Source organism: Neisseria mucosa (assembly GCA_003028315.1).
Taxonomy (GTDB): Bacteria; Pseudomonadota; Gammaproteobacteria; order Burkholderiales; family Neisseriaceae; genus Neisseria; species Neisseria mucosa.
This window is the reverse complement of record CP028150.1, coordinates 344,058-361,256: the sequence shown is the minus strand read 5'-3', so window position 1 is coordinate 361,256 and position 17,199 is coordinate 344,058. Positions and strand designations below refer to the sequence as shown.

The following is a 17,199-nucleotide window of genomic DNA, read 5'->3' as shown; positions in this document are numbered from 1 at the left end:
TTGTTTCCATGATGATTAAAGGTCGTCTGAAAGGTGCGGGATGCTTTTCAGACGACCTTTCGGTGTTATTTGTTTTGCGCTTGTTCGCGAAGCTCGCGGCGCAGGATTTTGCCGACGTTGGACTTGGGCAGTTCGTCGCGGAACTCGATGTCTTTCGGCACTTTATAAGCGGTCAGCTCGGTACGGCAGAATTCGATGAGTTCTTCTTTGGTCAGGCTCGGATCTTTTTTGACGACGAAGACTTTGAGAGCTTCGCCTGTTTTTTCGTTGGGCACGCCGATACAGGCGACTTCCATGACTTTATCGTTGTGTGAAACGACTTCTTCGATTTCGTTCGGATAAACATTGAAACCGGAAACGACGATGAGGTCTTTTTTGCGGTCAACCAGTTTCAACCAGCCTTTTTCGTCCATGACGGCGATGTCGCCGGTTTCCAAAAAGCCGCGCGCGTCTATGGTTTTGGCGGTTTCTTCGGGGCGGTTCCAATAGCCTTTCATCACTTGCGGGCCGCGCACCCAAAGTTCGCCCGGCTGTCCGATGCCGACTTCCTTGCCGTCCGCATCGCGCAATTCGACTTCGGTGGAGGGAACGGGCAATCCGATGCCGCCGCTGTATGCTTCGATATTGAGCGGGTTGCAGCACACGCCGGGGCTGGCTTCGGTCAGGCCGTAGGCTTCAACGATGGGCGTGCCGGTGATTTTTTTCCATTTTTCGGCGACGGCTTTTTGAGTCGCCATGCCGCCGCCCAAAGTCAGGCGCAGGTTGGAGAAATCGACGGCGGCGAAATCGGGTTGGTTGACCATGCCGTTAAACAAAGTGTTCACGCCGATGAAGACGCTGATGCGCTCTTTTTTGAGTTCGCCGATAAAGCCTTTCATGTCGCGCGGGTTGGTAATCAGGATGATTTTGGAACCGGCGTTGGTGAAAATCATCAGGTTCACCGTCAGGGCGAAGATGTGGTAAAGCGGCAACGCGGCGATGACGGTTTCTTTACCTTCGCGCAGTTGGTTCTTAATCCATTCTTTCGCCTGCAGCATATTGGCGCAGATGTTGCCGTGGCTGAGGACGGCGCCTTTTGCCACACCGGTCGTGCCGCCCGTATATTGCAACAGCGCGGTATCTTCGCGGGTCAGGGTAACGGGGCGGAAGGTATGCGCTGCACCTTCTTTCAGGGTCGTCTGAAAAGGGATGGCGCCGGAAATACGGTATTCGGGCACCATTTTTTTGATTTTGCGCAGCACGAAATTCATCAGCGTGCCTTTGAAGAAGCCGAACATTTCTCCGACAGAAGCGACGATGACGTGTTTGATTTGCGTGCGCGGCAGCACCAGCTCCAGCGTGTTGGCAAAATTTTCCAAAACGATGATAGTGGTCGCGCCGCTGTCTTTCAACTGATGCTCCAGCTCGCGCGGGGTGTAGAGCGGATTGGTGTTTACCGCCACCAGCCCCGCCTGCAGGATGCCGAAAAGCGCAATCGGGTATTGCAGCAGGTTGGGCAGCATAATCGCCACGCGCTCGCCGCGCGGCAACTTCAGGACGTTTTGCAGATAGGAGGCGAAATTTTCCGCCAGCTTGCCGACCTCGGCGTAAGTGAGCGTTTTGCCCATGTTTTGAAACGCGGGTTGGTGCGCGAATTTTTCAACGCTTTGACGGAATACGTCGCTGATCGAGCTGTATTGCGTGATGTCGATTTCGGCATTGACGCCTTGTTCGTAGCTGTTGAGCCAGAGTTTTTCCATATAAATAGTCTTGTTTCGTTGGTTTTATGGTTGTCTTGAGGTCGTCTGAAAAGACGGGAACAAACCTGCTGTAATGGTTTTCAGACGACCTTTTATCTTTTTTATTCAAGCGGTAATAATAACGGGCTTGTCGGTGGACATGATAATGCCGCCGCCCAAGCAGACATCGCCGTCGTACAGCACGGCGGATTGACCGGGCGTTACCGCCCATTGCGGTTCGTCAAACACCAGCTCGACCGTTTCATCATCAAGATAACGCAATTCACAGGGCGCGTCCGCCATGCGGTAGCGGGTTTTGCAGGTGTAGCGCCCTTCTTTCGGGCGTTCGGGCAGGGTGAAACTCAAATCGTTCATGACGAGGCTGCGGGTATAGAGCAGCGGATGGTCATGACCTTGTACGACGATGAGTTCGTTTTTCGTCAAATCCTTCGCAGCGACAAACCACGGCTCGCCTGCGCCGCCGATGCCCAATCCTTTGCGCTGTCCGAGCGTGTAGAACATCAGCCCGACGTGTTCGCCGACGGTTTTGCCTTCGGGCGTGACCATTTTGCCGTTGTTGGTCGGCAGGTATTTTTGCAGGAACTCGCGGAACGGACGTTCGCCGATGAAGCAGATGCCGGTACTGTCTTTTTTGGCGGCAGTCGGCAAATTGAATTCGGCGGCAAGGCGACGGACTTCAGGTTTTTCCAAACCGCCCAATGGGAAAATCGCGCGCTCGAGTTGGAAAGGCTTGAGGCGGTAGAGGAAATAGCTTTGGTCTTTGTTTTGATCCAAACCTTTGAGCAGGTAATGAGTGCCGTTGCGGACTTCTTTGCGCGCATAGTGTCCGGTGGCAATGGTATCCGCGCCCTGCTCTATGGCGTAGTCCAAAAAGCATTTGAATTTGATTTCGGCGTTACACAACACATCCGGATTCGGCGTGCGCCCCGCGCTGTATTCTTTGAGGAAATAGGCGAATACGTTGTCTTTGTATTGGGCGGCAAAATTGACGATGTCGATGTCTATGCCGATGATGTCGGCGACGGCAATGGCATCGAAAGAGTCTTGCTTGATGCTGCAATATTCGTCATTGTCGTCGTCCTCCCAGTTTTGCATAAATACACCGCGCACTTGGTAACCCTGCTGTTTGAGCAAGGCGGCGGTTACGGAGGAATCGACACCGCCGGAGAGTCCGACGATGATATTTGAAGGTTGTTGAGTAATGTCCATAAAGGGGATATGGGTAGGAAACAGCAGTTTTTAAAGGCGGATTTTAGCACATTTTGATGAAGGGATAAGGAAGGCCCTAAAAGAGAAATGGCGTTCGGATGAATTTCATACCGCAAGAAATGATTGAATTTACTCAACCAAAATAACAAAAAGGTCGTCTGAAAATATTCAGACGACCTTTTGAGTTCAAACTATGAACGATTAGTGTTGATGTGCGCCACCGTGACCATGGCCGTGACCGTGGTCCATGCCGGATTGCGGTGCGGTTTTCACTTCCAGTTGTACGGTTTGAGGTTTGGCATTTTTGAATTTCAGGGTAACAGGTACTTTTTCGCCTTCTTTCAGCGGTTTTTTCAGACCCATGAACATAACGTGGTAGCTGCCCGGTTTCAGCTCGGTTACGCCTTTTGCTTCCAGCGGGATGCCGCCTTTAACTTCGCGCATGCGCATTACGCCGTTGTCGTTTACATGGGTATGCACTTCAACGCGGTCGGCTACCGGGCTGCTGCCACCGACCAAGAAGTCTTGTTTGGCTTCATCGTTGTGGATCTTCATGAACGCACCGCCCATTTTCATGCCTTCGACAGTAGAACGCGCCCAACCGTCTTCAACGTGAACACCGGCTGCGGAAGCGGTGGATACCAAACCTGCTGCGATCAGGGTTGCCAATAATTTTTTCATGTATTGCTCCTTTATGATGAAATGGGTGGTTTTGTTGCGGCAAAAGCTTTCCGCGCGACATTGCATGTCGGTAATACTGTTCTCATCCTACATGCAATGGTCGTCTGAATGCTTTGACTCAGATTAAACAAAATGATTCAAATTAATTCATGAGAATTAATACTTAGTAAGTATAAATCATCTCAAAGTAAATTTAAACATACCCGCGCCATAATGCGATCGCCCACACGATACCCAACATCGTCAAAGCGAGCAATTGCGCGGCGGAGCCGGCATCTTTGGCGCGTTTTGCCAACTCGTGTTTTTCGGTGGAAGTGTGATCGACGGCGGCTTCGACGGCGGTGTTGAACAATTCGGTAATCAGCGAAACAAACGACGCAATAATCAGCAGCATTTTGGTCGCGGAGTCGAAATTGAGGATGAAGGTCAAGACAATCAAAATCAGGTTCAGCCACAATACTTGGCGGAACGCGCTTTCATAGCGGTAGGCGGCGGCAAGCCCGTCTTTGGAATAGCCGAATGCGTTGATGATGCGTTTGATACCGCTTTTACCTTTTTTATCGGCAGCGTAAGAAGATGGTTTCATAAGTAATGTTTGTATCAATATTTATATTTGTAAAAAGGGGTCGTCTGAAAACGAGCGAAGCGAGTTTCGCCAAAACGAGCGCAGCGAGTTTCGCTAAAACGAGCAAAGCGGGTTTTACTAAAACAGATTCGGATTTCAGACGACCTTTCGGGATTATTGTTTGGACCAAGCTTCGACAGCGTCGGCAAACATCGCGGCGACGTCGAAGTTTTTTTGTTTCATGATTTCTTGGAAACCGGTCGGGCTGGTAACGTTGACTTCGGTCAGGTTGCGGCCGATGACGTCCAAACCTGCCAACAAGATGCCGCGGCGTTTGAGTTCGGGGGCGAGGGTTTCGGCGATTTCTCGGTCGCGTTCGCTCAATTCCTGCGCCACGCCGCGTCCGCCTGCCGCAAGGTTGCCGCGCGTTTCGCCGTTTTGCGGAATACGCGCCAAAGCATAGGGGACGACTTCGCCGCCGATAATCAGGATGCGTTTATCGCCGTGGATGATTTCGGGGATGTAGCGTTGCGCCATGATGGTGCGGGAATCAAGCTGCATCAGGGTTTCGAGGATGCTGCCGATGTTGGGGTCTTTTTCGGTCAGGCGGAAAATGCCCATGCCGCCCATGCCGTCCAGCGGTTTGATGATGATGTCGCCGTGTTCTTTCAAAAATGCGCGGACATCGGCGGAACGGGTCGTAACCAGCGTAGGCGCAGTGAACTGGCTGAAATTCAAAATCGCCAGTTTTTCATTGAAGTCGCGCATCGCCTGCCCGCTGTTAAAGACCTTCGCGCCCTGCTGTTCGGCCAGCGTCAGGAATTGGGTAGCGTAGAGGTATTGCATATCGAACGGCGGGTCGGTGCGCATAATGACGGCATCGAAGTCTTTCAAGGTCGTCTGAACTTTGTCTGCCGCTTTAAACCATTCATGGTCATCGTCGCTTTTTGCACCGAGAAACTCAAACGGTGCAGCCTGAGCTGTCACCAATCCTTGCTGTACGGACAATTCGCCGCTCAAGGTATGGAAAAGCTGCCAGCCGCGTTTTGCCATCTCGCGCATCATGGCGTAGGTGGTGTCTTTGTAGGTTTTGAAACTTGCCATCGGATCGGCAATAAACAGGACTTTCATGGGAACTTCCTTATAAACAAACGACGTAATCATACCTTGTATTGAGGTCGTCTGAAAGGGCGCAGGCGGTTTGGCAAAGAGGTCGTCTGAAAAGCAGTTTGTGAATGGTTACACAAACTTCCTTTTCAGACGACCTCTCCGATTCTGAGTTTAAGCGGCGGCAAGGCTGATTAACTCTGCCGCATGGCTGCGGGTCGTGTCGGTAATGATTTCGCCGCCAAGCATACGGGCGATTTCTTCGATACGCTGCTGATGGTCCAACACGCTGATTTCGCTGACAGTTTGTTCGCCTTCGCTGTGTTTGCGCACCTGCCAATGGTTTTCACCGCAGGAAGCGACTTGCGGCAGGTGGGTCACGGCGAGCACCTGATGTTTTTTACCCAAAGCACGCAGGGCTTTGCCGACCATTTCTGCCACGCCGCCGCCGATACCGGTATCAACTTCGTCAAAAATCAGCGTGGGGACTTGCGTGTATTGGCTGGTGACCACCTGCAAGGCAAGGCTGATGCGGGCAAGTTCGCCGCCAGAGGCGACTTTGTTCAGCGGACGGGACGGATTGCCTTTGTTGGCGGCAACTTGGAACTGTACCTGCTCCAAACCGTGCGCTGTGGGCGAAGACGGCAGCAGGACGATGTCGAAACGCGCGCCTTTCATGGCGAGATGCTGCATATGTCCGGTCGTTTCCTCGCCCAACCTGCCCGCCGCCTGATGGCGCATGGCGGAAAGAACATGGGCGGCTTCCTGATATTCGACAAGGTTGCGGGCAACGGTTTGCGCCAACGCTTCCAAATCGGCAGCGGCTTGCAGGCTTTGCAGGCGCTCGTCGATTTCAGCCAGCTTTTGCGGCAGGGCTTCAGGCTCGATGCGGTATTTCCGCGCCATCCCCATCAGCTCGCCCATGCGCTGCTCCTGCGCCGCCAATTCATTGGGATCGATGTCGCTTCGGCCTGCGACGTCGCGCATATTGGCACTGATTTCGCCCAATTCGGCTTCAATGCTCGCCAGCATATTCAGGCTTTCGGCAAAGCGCGGCTCGATGTTTTGCAGATTGGTCAATAGCTTTTGGCATTGATAAATTTGGCGTTGGATGCCGTTGTCGCCATCAATGTAGTCGCCGACTTCTTCGGCGGCTTGCAACAGCTCGGCAGAATGGGCAAGGCTGTCGTGGCTTTGGCTGAGGGCTTCCCATTCGCCTTGTTTGACGTCTAACTGGTTCAATTCGTTGAACTGCCATTCCAAACGCTCACGCTCGATAATGATGGTCTCGGCGTGTTCCTGCGCCTCTTGGAGGGCTTTTTTCGCATTGACCCAGTTTTGATAAAGCTGTCTGACGGTTTCCGCCTGCGCCTTACTGCCTGCAAATGCGTCCAACAATTCGCGCTGGGCGGATTCTTGATTGAGGGAATGGTGGGCGTTTTGCCCGTGGATGTCGATAAGCTGCCCGCCGACTGCTTTAAGCTGTGCCAACGTGGCTGCCTGATTATTGATGAAGCTGCGGCTTTTTCCTTTGGCGTCGATGATGCGGCGGATGCTGAGTTCTTCCGCGTCTTCGTCCAAAAAACCCTGCTCCTGCAATTGGGCTTTAAGTTCGGGCAAAAGGCTGATGTCGAACAATGCCGACAACTGCGCTTCCTTCGCGCCGCTGCGGACTTGGCTGTAATCGGCTTTGTCGCCCAACAAAAGCCCGATTGCATCCAACGTAATCGATTTGCCCGCGCCTGTTTCGCCGGTCAAGACGGTAAAACCGCTTTGGAAATCCAGATTGAGGTTTTCAACAATGACAAAATCGCGCAGGGAAAGTGCCAACAGCATGGTAGTGTTCCTTAGTAAATCGACCGCGCATCGGCGGCATAACTTTAGATATGCTGATTATAACTAAGATTTTTTATAGTTTGAATAAGATTTTCTATATTTATTCAAATTTTTCTTATTGAAATTTTATACATCTGATTTTTATTATTTTATTTACAACACCTTCCAAATAGATCGTCTGAAAACAGTCGGCAACAAAAAAACCTGCCAAAAACGGCAGGTTTTTTATCGGATGACTCGCTTATTACAGACCGCTCAAACGGGCGGTGTCGTGTGCAATCATCAATTCTTCGTTGGTCGGGATAACAACGGCGACGGCTGCGCTGTCGGCAGTCGTAATCACGCCTGCGTTACCGAAGCGGGCTTTCAGGTTGGCTTCGTGGTCGGCTTTCAGACCGAGGAAGCCCAAGTAGCCGAGTACGCGCTCGCGGATGATGTCGGAGTTTTCGCCGATACCGCCGGTGAAGACGAGCACGTCCAGGCCGCCGGCTGCCACAGCCATGCTGCCGATGTATTTGGCGAGGCGGTAGATGAAGACGTCCAGGGCGAGTTTCGCGCCGGGATGGCCTTTGCCGGATTCTTCTTCGATGGTACGGCAGTCATTGGACAGGCCGGACAAGCCGAGCAGGCCGGATTTTTTGTTCAGCATGTCGGTGATTTGGGTGATGGTCATGTTGGCGTTTTCAGCGAGGAAGCCGAAGACTGCGGGATCGATGTCGCCACTGCGCGTACCCATCACGAGGCCTTCCAGCGGGGTCAGGCCCATGCTGGTATCGCGTGATTCGCCGTTGGCGACGGCGGTAATGGACGCGCCGTTACCCAAGTGGGCAATCACCATGCGCAGGTCTTTTTTATCTTTGCCGAGGAAACGGGCGGTTTCATCAGAAACGTAGCGGTAGCTGGTACCGTGTGCGCCGTAGCGGCGCAAGCCGTATTTTTCATACAGTTCATGCGGAATCGCGTATGTGTAGGCGTGTTCCGGCATGGTTTGGTGGAAGGCGGTGTCGAACACGACAACGTTGGGCAGGCCTTTGAAAATGCTTTGTGCGGCACGCAGGCCCAAGAGGTGCGCGGGGTTGTGCAGCGGGGCGAGCGGGATACATTTTTCGATGCCGGCGATGACTTCGTCGTCAACGAGGATGGATTCGCTGTACAGTTCGCCGCCGCTGACGACGCGGTGGCCGATAGCGCCGATGCGGCTGTCGAGGCCGTGGGCTTTGAGTTCCTCCATCAGGGCTTCAACTGCGCCGGTGTGGTCGGGCTTGGCGGACAGGTCGACTTTGTGTTTTTCGCCGTTTACTTTGAACGTGATGTAAGCGTCGGGCAGGTTGAGTTTTTCGGCAAGGCAGCTGAGCAGGACTTCGCCGCTGTCGTTATCCAGCACGGCGCCTTTGAGGGATGAGCTGCCGCAGTTCAAAACTAAGATGAGTTTTTGGGTCATTTGTTGTGGCTCCTGGATGTTTCAGACGACCTGTGCGGGCAGTATCGGCAATCTGTTCTTTGTCGTAGATATACCGCCAAACACCTCCCGCAGGCATAGTGGATGCGCTTGAGGTTCGAGCCGGGCATCTGCGCGGCAGGCCGTATCGGTTGGTGGCGTAAAATCTATGAAAGAAAAATGATTGCTACATTCGGAATGGGGCAACTTTATGAATATTGCTTTCCGTGTGGTTTCTGCCGCCGCCGGTTGGACGGGGTCGTCTGAAATCGGTTGATGAATGTAAACCGCTCTATTCTAGCAAAAAACGGGGGCGGCTGCTTGGCTTAATGTTTAACTTGGAGCAGGCGGAAAGCGATAAAAGAAGATATTGATGTTTAAAGGGAAACGGTTTGTTTTCAGACAACCTGTCGAACGCGGGGGCGTAAAGCCCTTTGCAGGGGCGTGTCAAACTGTTACATTTAGAAAGTTTTTGTATTCACTATGTCGTCTGAAAACAGCGGCAGCCTTTTAAGATTCTTTGATATGCACTATTTCAGTATCCATACGCAACAAGGCGCCCATGTGGGCTTTTTCATCATGCTGCCGGATGATGAATCCGAAACGCAGCCGCAGAGCGGACGTTTCGCTGTCAAGTTGCAAAGTGAAGAAGGCGTGGCGGCGGAGGTTTTGGCGCCTTTCGGGCAAACCGAGATTCCGCAATATTGGCGCGTCGTGAAAGACCGTATCGAGCTGTTTTTTGACGACGCCCCCGTCGGCTCGCTGCGCAACGAATATCTGACCGTATCGGGACAGACTTTTGTCTTAACCGATTTGACCGGAGCGATGTGATGGAAAGTATGTTTATCTTAGTGCCCATCAGCATTATTTTGGCGTTTGCCATCGGCTATTTTTTCTGGTGGTCGGGCAAAAACGGGCAGTTTGACGATCTCGAAGGACCGGCACACCGCATCCTGATGGACGACGATTCCACCGACAAACTGCTTGAAAACGAAATAGAAAAAGAAGAACAAGAATCCGAAAAATGAGCCTCAAAAAAGACAATCTGAATTTCCCGACCAGCCGCCGTTTCGCCCCATTATTCGGCACGCAGTTTCTGGGCGCGTTCAACGACAATATGTTCAAAACCGCGCTGTTTGTGATGATCAGCTTCTACGGTTTGGGCAAAAACAACTTCCTGCCCGCCAGCCAAATGCTGAACTTGGGCGCGTTGCTGTTTATCCTGCCGTATTTCCTGTTTTCCGCACTGTCGGGACAACTGAGCACCAAATTCGACAAAGCCGTCTTGGCGCGATGGATCAAAGTATTGGAAATCGTCATCATGGCGGTGGCGGCGTTCGGCTTCTATATCCAGTCCGCCCCGCTGCTCTTGGTCTGTCTGTTTTGCATGGGCGCACAATCGACGCTGTTCGGCCCGCTGAAATACGCCATCCTGCCCGATTACCTCAACGACAAAGAGCTGATTATGGGCAACAGCCTGATCGAATCAGGAACATTCATCGCCATTTTGTTCGGTCAGATTTTAGGCACGTCCGTCGCAGGCTTGCCGCCCTCCGTCGTCGGCATCTTAGTCTTGCTCGTCGCCATCGGCGGCACGCTGACCAGCTTCTTCATGCCTAACGTCCCCGCCAAAGCCCCCAACACCAAAATCGAATGGAACATCGTCAAAGGTACGCACGCGCTCCTACGCGAAACCGCGCAATATGATTCCGTCTTCACATCCATCATCGGCATATCATGGTTTTGGTTTATCGGCTCGGTGTACACCACCCAACTGCCGACTTTCACGCAAATCCATTTGGGCGGCAACGACAACGTCTTCAACCTCATGCTCGCCCTATTCTCCATCGGCATCGCCGCCGGCTCGGTGTTGTGCGCCAAACTCAGCCACGAACGCCTGCTCTTGGGCTTGGTAACCGTCGGCACGACGGGTTTGACCGTATTCGGCTTGATTTTGGTATGGCTGACCCAAGGGCAACGCTTTACCGAACTCAACGGCATCACCTGGTTCCTGTCGCAAGGCATGGCGTATCCCGTCATGCTCGTCATGACGCTGATCGGCTTCTTCGGCGGCTTCTTCTCCGTCCCGCTCTACACTTGGCTGCAAACCGCCAGCAGCGAATCCTTCCGCGCCCACGCCGTCGCCGCCAACAACATCATCAATGGCGTGTTCATGGTATCGGCTGCCATTTTAAGCGCGGTACTCTTGATGCTGTTCGACAGCATTTCCCTGCTTTACCTGATCGTCGCCATCGGCAATATCCCCTTGATTGTTTACCTGATACAGCGCGAACCCCGTTTCTTAAACGATATGGGCAAGATATTTCACAATATCGGCAAACGGTAAGCCTAAGCTTAAGAAAGGTCGTCTGAAAACGGGAATCCCATTTTCAGACGACCTTTTACTTATCTAGTGCTTATGCCTCAACCGGCTTTAGAAGCAATCTGAGGTTTTCGTTTTTCACTTGCAACAGCAGATCGATATTGGGATGTTTGCCCGGATTGGCTTGCGCATCGGCAACGTGTTCGGCAAACCAATCCAAGCCCTGCGCAGCGGCGGCGGCATCGAGTTTGCCGCCGAAATTCAATGCCAAAGCGTTATACAGTTTCAGCGAGCCTTGCTTGCCGGGCTCGTTGGGGATGTGATGGACGGCTTTGCCTTGTGCGTCGAGGATGTCGAGCCCGCTCAAATGACCGATGTCGGGCATGGCGGCGAGGTTGTCTTGGAAGCTCATGGTTGTCCTTTCTAACATGGGATTTTCAACGAAAAATACCTTGTATAGTGGATTAACTTTAAACCAGTACGGCGTTGCGTTGCCTTGCCGTACTATCTGTACTGTCTGCGGCTTCGTCGCCTTGTCCTGATTTAAATTTAATCCACTATAAAAAAGATAGTGTATTCCACCGTCAACAACATTTACATATCTTAAAGATACACAAGGTCTGCGCCCCGATTTTTCGGGGCGTTTTTTCATGCCGCTGTCTAATTTCGGTATCGGGAACGGTCGTAATCTTTACCTGTTTTATACAGTTGGTAGGCAATGACGGCCAGTTTTCGCATTATGGCGACTATTATCAGCTTCGGGGGCTTTCCCCTCGCTTTGAGGCGGGCTGTAAAGGCTGGAAAGGCGTTCATACGGTAAGCGACGAGGGCGGGCATATACAGGGCTTTACGGGCGTTCTTTTGCCCCTGTTTTGATATTCGGGACTTTCCTTTGACGCTTGTCCCCGAATCTTTGATTTTTGGGTCTAAACCGAGGTAAGCGGCAAATTGGTTTTGATTTGCAAAGTCGTAGCGTATGAGTTTGGCGAGCAGGGCAGAAGCGGCGGATTCGCCTATACCGTCTATGGTTTTCAGGCGGTTCTTCTTTTCGTTGTATATTGGATTTTGGCGGTAGAAGTCTTTGAGTTCGTTTTGTACGGTTGCTATAAGCCTGTTCAGATGGTCTATTGTGGTCTGTATGTGATGGCGGATAGTATCGGGGGCGGTTTGGTGTTTGGTCTGCTCTGCGGCTCTCTGCTGCTTAAGGCGAGCTATATAGTCTGTGATGGCTTGGAGGTATTCTTGCTCTTCTGTCGGCGGCTGCCATGCTTGCGGCTGCATTCTTCGACAGTATTCGGCTATCAGCCTAGCGTCCTGCCTGTCGGTCTTGGTTCGTGTCTGTTCGGCTTCTCTGAAGCCTTTTATCTTGCTTGGATTGACTATGCTTACGGTGTGTTTCTGCCTTAGGTGGGCGGCTATGGCTTCGTGGTAGATTCCTGTCGATTCGCAACAGCAATGCACTGCTTCGGCTGTGTACTCCTGTATCCAGTCGTCCAACCGTCCGAATCCGTCCTCTGTGTTGTCAAACCTCCGTTCATAAAAAATGCTGTCTGAAATCAGACAGCAATCTATGGTTTTCTTTGATACGTCTATCCCTAGGTAGTACATTGTTTTGCCTTATTTATTCAGGCTCGCAGCCTTGTATAGTGTTCAAACTGAGTATGTACAAAAAGCCCGCGCTTCTATCTTTTTTCCAAGCTGTAGCTTTGGTCGTGCTTTGGAAGTCGCGGACTGCGGTTCGGGTCATGAATCCGAACCCCTGAAAGGGTTGGTTACCCGTTCAGGGCTTTGGACTCTTTTTGCCTTCGGCGACGTTCGCCACGTGGCAGAGGGTGGGGTAAAAAACACACCCCACCCCTTGCGGGCAGCGTCTTTGGGTGGGTTAGCGTCAAGGGGTATCCAAAAAGATTTATAAAGACAATAAAGCCGTCTTTACAAATCTTTCTGGACGCCCTCCCCTTGACTTGTGGTTAGGTGTGCGATTGAGCTGCGAACATTAAAACCCCTGCGGCACATAATACAAGAAAAATAATAGCAAGACCAAAAATAAAAATGCCAAATTCTTTAATCAACATTTTGAAATAAGCCGTGCCATGCTTTCTATGAATATGAATTATTGCATACACAACCAAACACGAAATAACAAATTCTAATGCATTCATCGTTTCCCTAATTTATTTTCCCGCCCACATTGGTAAGGGCTTTATCATTGTATCCGTCATACATCAAATTCTGCGGGATCTGACCGCCCATTGTCAAGACCTGCGGGGCGTCAGGAGTGTAGGCTGTCTGCGTCGGTTTGGCGTTTTCGGCTGTTTGAGCTTTGTACGGATTAAACGGCAAGCCGTCTTTTACATAGTTCAGGCAGGTTTGTTTGCCGATGTCTTTAATCTTCGTTCCTTGGTCGGTATAGCAGGTGCAGCGGTTCTCTGCTTTGATACAGGCAGCAGGCCACGGCATGACTTTTACGGCTTTGTTCATGCCGTCGTATATCGGGGCGGTTTCAGGACGTTCTTCGATACGGGGCTTATAGTCTTCTTCAGTCAGATGGGGCTTTGGCGGTTCGGACGGCGTTTGCACCTTTGCGGCTGCGTAGCGCCCCGCTGCGCCGTCGTCCGCCGCGGGAGCGGCTGCCGCCTGCGCTTCGGGGCTTGCCGCTGGCGCGGCAATATGTGCCTGTGCCGTCTGTCCCGCTGTCTCTATGGGTTTTTCCAAATTTTTCCAAAAGGAAGCGAAATAATACAAACCTCCGCCAAGCATGGCTATTGCGACGGGTATCAGGTACAGAACCTTGCTGCGCTTGGTTCTGATTTTGGTGTGTTCTTCGGCTGACTTGTACAGTCCGTACACGCTCTTATCGAGCTTATATACGCTGACAAGGGCTTCTTTGATGTTCGCCCTGCTTTCGGGTTCTTTTGCGCCCCCTGTCGTCCATTCGAGCTTGCGGCGAAGTCCTAGGTTGGTCTTTCCGAAATGGGTATGGTGTTCAATCAGGGAGCGGAGGTGTACGTCTATAAGGCGAGGATGCTGTGTAATAAGCAGGAAGTCTAATCCTCTGTGTCTGTGGGTTTCCAGTTCTGCGACATAGTCGGGAACGGCGGAACTACTGGAACGGGGGCGAAATATACGCTGACATTCGTCAACGACGATGATTGCACCGTCGGGCGCCCATTTGGGCCACGTTTTAATGCTTTCGCCTTCGGGTATTTCTTCGTGGGGTATTTTTAAATCAGGTATGCCGTCAATGAACAGGGGACGGTTTTTAAAATCTTTGCGTTTGGCGAGCATGGAAACTACTTGAAGTGTCTTGCCCGAACCGGGTACGCCTGTAAACAGATATAACATGTTTTCTTCCTATTTCGACTGAATGATGGTAGACAGTTTTTTAAAGCCTTTTAGGGATATGACGAAGCTGAATGCGCCAAATATCCAGTTCAGAATGACACCAAATCCCGCTATATACAGGATTTGCAAAGCTTCGTCGGGGAAACCGCCGATACTTCGACTTATTTCGTTTATGAAATAACTCTGCAAAGAATTCAGTCCTGTTACTGAAATAAAACTCAAACCTACGGCGGTCAGTATGCGCCCTGCTACGGACATGAGGACGCCGGTTATCAATGAAGCCCAGTTCATTTCACAATTCCTTTACGGATTCATAGACAAAATAGGCACAGGTCAGCACGCATATTGCGATGAAGATAGGGCGAAGCTTGCGCGCCAAATCGCACAACGGGTCATAACTGAACTCTACCTGTCCCAATGCACCGAAATCGACGGAACGGGGAGCGGGACACGTCCCGTCAGACTGGAATACGTCCAAAGGCTTGAAATCCAAATCTATTGTGTTTTCAGGCAAGACGATGTCTTCATAGCTCGCATCGCCACCCGGCATACATTGAGCAGCATTCGGGTTTTGCTGACAAAAGTCCTGCTTCTGATTCTCTTGGTTTTGATTTTGCTGCCCTGTCGGATTGTTCGGCGTATTCGGAATGTTCGGTGTCGTCGGTACATTCGGACTATCAGGCGTTGTAGGTGTATTCGGACTATTGGGTGTTGTCGGTGTGTTCTGTCCTTTATTCGGTGTCGGTATTATTTCGCTGCGTGTCGGTGCTAGGGTTGAATTTGGTTTCAGATCAGGACGCGGAATAATGGTTGTCGTAATCGAACCGTCTCTATTTATCGTGAATCTTGTTTGTTGAGGTGTATTGCTGCCTTGCGGGGTGTAGGGTGCTGAATCGGCGGTCATCGGCGTGAATTCATTCGAAATCGTGGATTTTTCAACGGAATCGCCAATTTTGGACAACTGATTCATCAGTTCGGCATGGTTAGTCTGTTGGTTATTCAACATACGCTCTAATATGTCTTTGATATCCTTTTGATTGAGCGTCATATTTTCGACTGTTTTTTGTGGGTCAGGTTTAAAAGTCGATGATGCTTCTACTCCAACAGTACTAGAATTCTTATCTTTAAATTGATAATAAACATAATCACCTTGCACACCTCTTAAATAAATTTTTGCCGAACCACCTTGATTTACACCATTATTATTGTTATAAAAATTTTTTAAATATGAATAATATATTTTGTTTGAGTAATATATTTTCCCCGTTGGCGATTGTTCCCTAAAAATAACGTTGACGGGATAAAGACCATTTTCTTTTTGACTTTCTTTTGCTTTCTGCCATTGCTCTTGCTGTTTGGCTGCTTCTGCTGCTCCTTCGGCTGCTTTTCGGGCGGCTGCGGCTGCGACTGCTTCGCCTAATTGACCGCTTTGTTCCTTCTGCATTTGCCATTGATAAAAACGTTCTCCAGCTTGTCTTAAATCTTGAGGAGACGGGCTATCAATCAAACCTAATCCACGTCCTAAATTCCCCAAGGACTCTGCAATTCCTCCAAACAAATTATTTCCAAAGGTACCAGCCATTAAAACACCACTTTCGACAGCACCTTTATAATCTCCTGACCTTATTCTTGCTCCCATCAAACCACTATGTTTATCAACCGAAGCTGCCAATGCACCACCTGCCCAAACGCCATTTATAGTATTCTGCAATTTTGACGAGCTTACAGTCTGCGTTTGTGTCGTCCGAATCGTTCCCTTTTCTCCATAATTGCCCGTTACGGTTACGGTCTTCGGTTGTGACCCCTTGATGGTATCGCCCGACTTGGTTACGGTCGGTCTGCCGTTGTTTTGGCTTTGCACTCGCCATACGCCCGTTTTCGGGTCGTAGCCCTTTTGTCTTAATGCTTGCTCAGACGGGAAACCCGCCCCCTGATGTTGTGCTGGCGGCGGCAGTCCTGCGTCTGCCCATGCCTGCCCTACGACCAAGAGCGAGCCAAGACATACAGAAAGACGGCTAATGTTAGGGGCTTTACCATACCCAGTAAAAACGCTGATTCGGGTGTCATTCTTCATTTCTTTCTCTCTGCCATAAAACCAGTTTCACAATAACGACAACGGCAAAAAGTGAAATCATTACAAACATCATCTGTATGCCGATTTGTTCGCCGAGACGGTAATATTTCATGCTGTCGCACTGCGGAAACTGAAGTTTTACGGTCTGTTCGTTATAAGTCCAAGTCTGCCCGTTAAAAACGGGGTGATGCAGCACCCCGTCTTTATCTATGGTCGGTACGACTTGGGTCATCACTTCGTTTTTTGCCTGCTCTGCCGTTTCATGACATATTCGACCGACCTGATAACCCATGTTGCACCTTATGCGGAACGTTTCACTGCGGATTTGATAACACTGATGGAAACGGCGGCAACAGCCAAAGCAACAGCAACTGCGCCGACGGCAATAATGCCTGTTTTCAATCCACCGAGTTCCGTTTTGGCGGCTTCAACCATGCCGCTATCTTCTGCGAATGCCATTACCGGCAATGCTGAAACGGTTACAAATGCGGCTGCTTTTTGAAATTTGGTTTTGATACTCATGATGTTTTCCTTTATGGAGTTAAAAAAATGGTTATGGCGGTGTTTCGGGGTCAATTCAGGGGACACCGCCGAACCCCTGAAACTGGTTTATGCTTCGTCCGAATAGTAGATGTTGTCTTTAAATGCACGGGGAAATACCTGCATGGAGACGATTTGCTGCGGTTTATACTGCTCGTACTTTTCGGGATGTTTGGTGCGGACTTCGCAAAGGCGGGTTTCGGTGTCTGAACGGATAATCAGACCGACATAGTGGGTTTTGCTGAATGTGCCGTCTTGGTTTTTGCGTTCGCGTGTGAACATTCGGTCAAATGCGGCGATGACGAAAATACCTTGTTTGCGTTCGTTTTCTTGAGACATGAT

Annotated in this window: 21 protein-coding genes; 5 read left to right on the top strand and 16 right to left on the bottom strand. The window is 50.8% G+C overall.

Annotated elements, in window-relative coordinates:
• Positions 1–65 precede the first annotated feature (65 nt).
• The 4 genes from NM96_01850 to NM96_01835 all read right to left on the bottom strand — a co-directional run bounded on the left by NM96_01850 (position 66) and on the right by NM96_01835 (position 4,215).
• Positions 66–1,739: a long-chain-fatty-acid--CoA ligase gene (locus NM96_01850; GenBank protein ID AVR78265.1), complete on the bottom strand. Its 1,674-nt coding sequence runs from the start codon at positions 1,737–1,739 to the stop codon at positions 66–68.
• 105 nt (positions 1,740–1,844) lie between these two features.
• Positions 1,845–2,948 carry a tRNA 2-thiouridine(34) synthase MnmA gene (locus tag NM96_01845; protein ID AVR78264.1) on the bottom strand — a complete coding sequence of 368 codons (1,104 nt, stop codon included), beginning with the start codon at positions 2,946–2,948 and terminating at the stop codon, positions 1,845–1,847.
• Positions 2,949–3,149: 201 nt separating this feature from the next.
• Positions 3,150–3,629 (bottom strand): copper chaperone PCu(A)C, encoded by a 480-nt coding sequence (locus NM96_01840; GenBank protein AVR78263.1) that lies wholly within the window; start codon positions 3,627–3,629, stop codon positions 3,150–3,152.
• Positions 3,630–3,822: 193 nt separating this feature from the next.
• Complete coding sequence (locus NM96_01835; protein AVR78262.1) at positions 3,823–4,215, bottom strand: diacylglycerol kinase; 393 nt, start codon at positions 4,213–4,215, stop codon at positions 3,823–3,825.
• A 5-nt stretch (positions 4,216–4,220) separates the two neighbouring features.
• On the opposite strand from NM96_01835, the gene NM96_01830 reads away from it, so the two are divergent.
• Positions 4,221–4,439 carry a hypothetical protein gene (locus NM96_01830; GenBank protein ID AVR78261.1) on the top strand — a complete coding sequence of 73 codons (219 nt, stop codon included), beginning with the start codon at positions 4,221–4,223 and terminating at the stop codon, positions 4,437–4,439.
• Here the strand turns inward: NM96_01830 and gshB are convergent.
• The 3 genes from gshB to NM96_01815 all read right to left on the bottom strand — a co-directional run bounded on the left by gshB (position 4,369) and on the right by NM96_01815 (position 8,578).
• Complete coding sequence (gene gshB, locus NM96_01825) at positions 4,369–5,325, bottom strand: glutathione synthase (GenBank protein AVR78260.1); 957 nt, start codon at positions 5,323–5,325, stop codon at positions 4,369–4,371. The two genes, NM96_01830 and gshB, sit on opposite strands and share 71 nt — an antisense overlap.
• Positions 5,326–5,475: 150 nt before the next feature.
• A complete protein-coding gene (locus NM96_01820; GenBank protein ID AVR78259.1) occupies positions 5,476–7,137 on the bottom strand; it encodes a DNA repair protein RecN in 1,662 nt (553 codons plus the stop codon).
• Positions 7,138–7,381: 244 nt separating this feature from the next.
• Positions 7,382–8,578, bottom strand: a complete 1,197-nt coding sequence (locus tag NM96_01815; GenBank protein AVR78258.1) for an acetate kinase — start codon at positions 8,576–8,578, stop codon at positions 7,382–7,384.
• A gap of 522 nt (positions 8,579–9,100) precedes the next feature.
• Between NM96_01815 and NM96_01810 the strand changes: the two genes are divergently transcribed.
• Genes NM96_01810 through NM96_01800 form a run of 3 tightly spaced genes read left to right on the top strand, consistent with a single transcriptional unit; the run spans position 9,101 to position 10,922 of the window.
• The gene (locus NM96_01810) at positions 9,101–9,406 is read left to right on the top strand and encodes a hypothetical protein (protein ID AVR78257.1); all 306 of its coding nucleotides are present in this window, start codon (positions 9,101–9,103) and stop codon (positions 9,404–9,406) included.
• Positions 9,406–9,603: a cbb3-type cytochrome oxidase assembly protein CcoS gene (gene ccoS, locus NM96_01805; protein ID AVR78256.1), complete on the top strand. Its 198-nt coding sequence runs from the start codon at positions 9,406–9,408 to the stop codon at positions 9,601–9,603. The genes NM96_01810 and ccoS overlap by 1 nt, the downstream gene beginning before the upstream one ends.
• Positions 9,600–10,922: an MFS transporter gene (locus NM96_01800; protein AVR78255.1), complete on the top strand. Its 1,323-nt coding sequence runs from the start codon at positions 9,600–9,602 to the stop codon at positions 10,920–10,922. The genes ccoS and NM96_01800 overlap by 4 nt, the downstream gene beginning before the upstream one ends.
• Positions 10,923–10,992: 70 nt before the next feature.
• Here the strand turns inward: NM96_01800 and NM96_01795 are convergent, their stop codons facing one another.
• Both NM96_01795 and NM96_01790 read right to left on the bottom strand, forming a co-directional pair.
• The gene (locus tag NM96_01795; GenBank protein ID AVR78254.1) at positions 10,993–11,310 is read right to left on the bottom strand and encodes a DUF2322 domain-containing protein; all 318 of its coding nucleotides are present in this window, start codon (positions 11,308–11,310) and stop codon (positions 10,993–10,995) included.
• A 248-nt stretch (positions 11,311–11,558) separates the two neighbouring features.
• Positions 11,559–12,506: an IS110 family transposase gene (locus NM96_01790; GenBank protein AVR78253.1), complete on the bottom strand. Its 948-nt coding sequence runs from the start codon at positions 12,504–12,506 to the stop codon at positions 11,559–11,561.
• A 180-nt stretch (positions 12,507–12,686) separates the two neighbouring features.
• On the opposite strand from NM96_01790, the gene NM96_01785 reads away from it, so the two are divergent.
• A complete protein-coding gene (locus tag NM96_01785) occupies positions 12,687–12,872 on the top strand; it encodes a hypothetical protein (GenBank protein ID AVR78252.1) in 186 nt (61 codons plus the stop codon).
• Here NM96_01785 and NM96_01780 read toward each other — a convergent pair.
• The 7 genes from NM96_01780 to NM96_01750 form a co-directional block, all read right to left on the bottom strand.
• Positions 12,869–13,060, bottom strand: coding sequence for a hypothetical protein (locus tag NM96_01780; GenBank protein AVR78251.1), 192 nt, complete (start codon positions 13,058–13,060; stop codon positions 12,869–12,871). The genes NM96_01785 and NM96_01780 overlap by 4 nt on opposite strands.
• A 7-nt stretch (positions 13,061–13,067) precedes the next feature.
• A complete protein-coding gene (locus NM96_01775) occupies positions 13,068–14,243 on the bottom strand; it encodes a zonular occludens toxin family protein (protein AVR78250.1) in 1,176 nt (391 codons plus the stop codon).
• Positions 14,244–14,252: 9 nt separating this feature from the next.
• The gene (locus NM96_01770; GenBank protein ID AVR78249.1) at positions 14,253–14,534 is read right to left on the bottom strand and encodes a hypothetical protein; all 282 of its coding nucleotides are present in this window, start codon (positions 14,532–14,534) and stop codon (positions 14,253–14,255) included.
• A 1-nt stretch (position 14,535) separates the two neighbouring features.
• Complete coding sequence (locus tag NM96_01765) at positions 14,536–16,317, bottom strand: hypothetical protein (protein AVR78248.1); 1,782 nt, start codon at positions 16,315–16,317, stop codon at positions 14,536–14,538.
• Positions 16,307–16,609 carry a hypothetical protein gene (locus tag NM96_01760; GenBank protein ID AVR78247.1) on the bottom strand — a complete coding sequence of 101 codons (303 nt, stop codon included), beginning with the start codon at positions 16,607–16,609 and terminating at the stop codon, positions 16,307–16,309. Before NM96_01760 ends, NM96_01765 begins: the two co-directional genes overlap by 11 nt.
• Before the next feature lie 8 nt (positions 16,610–16,617).
• Positions 16,618–16,839, bottom strand: a complete 222-nt coding sequence (locus NM96_01755; protein ID AVR78246.1) for a hypothetical protein — start codon at positions 16,837–16,839, stop codon at positions 16,618–16,620.
• A gap of 87 nt (positions 16,840–16,926) precedes the next feature.
• Entirely contained in the window at positions 16,927–17,196 is a 270-nt protein-coding gene (locus NM96_01750) for a hypothetical protein (GenBank protein AVR78245.1), read from the bottom strand.
• Positions 17,197–17,199: the final 3 nt, after the last annotated feature.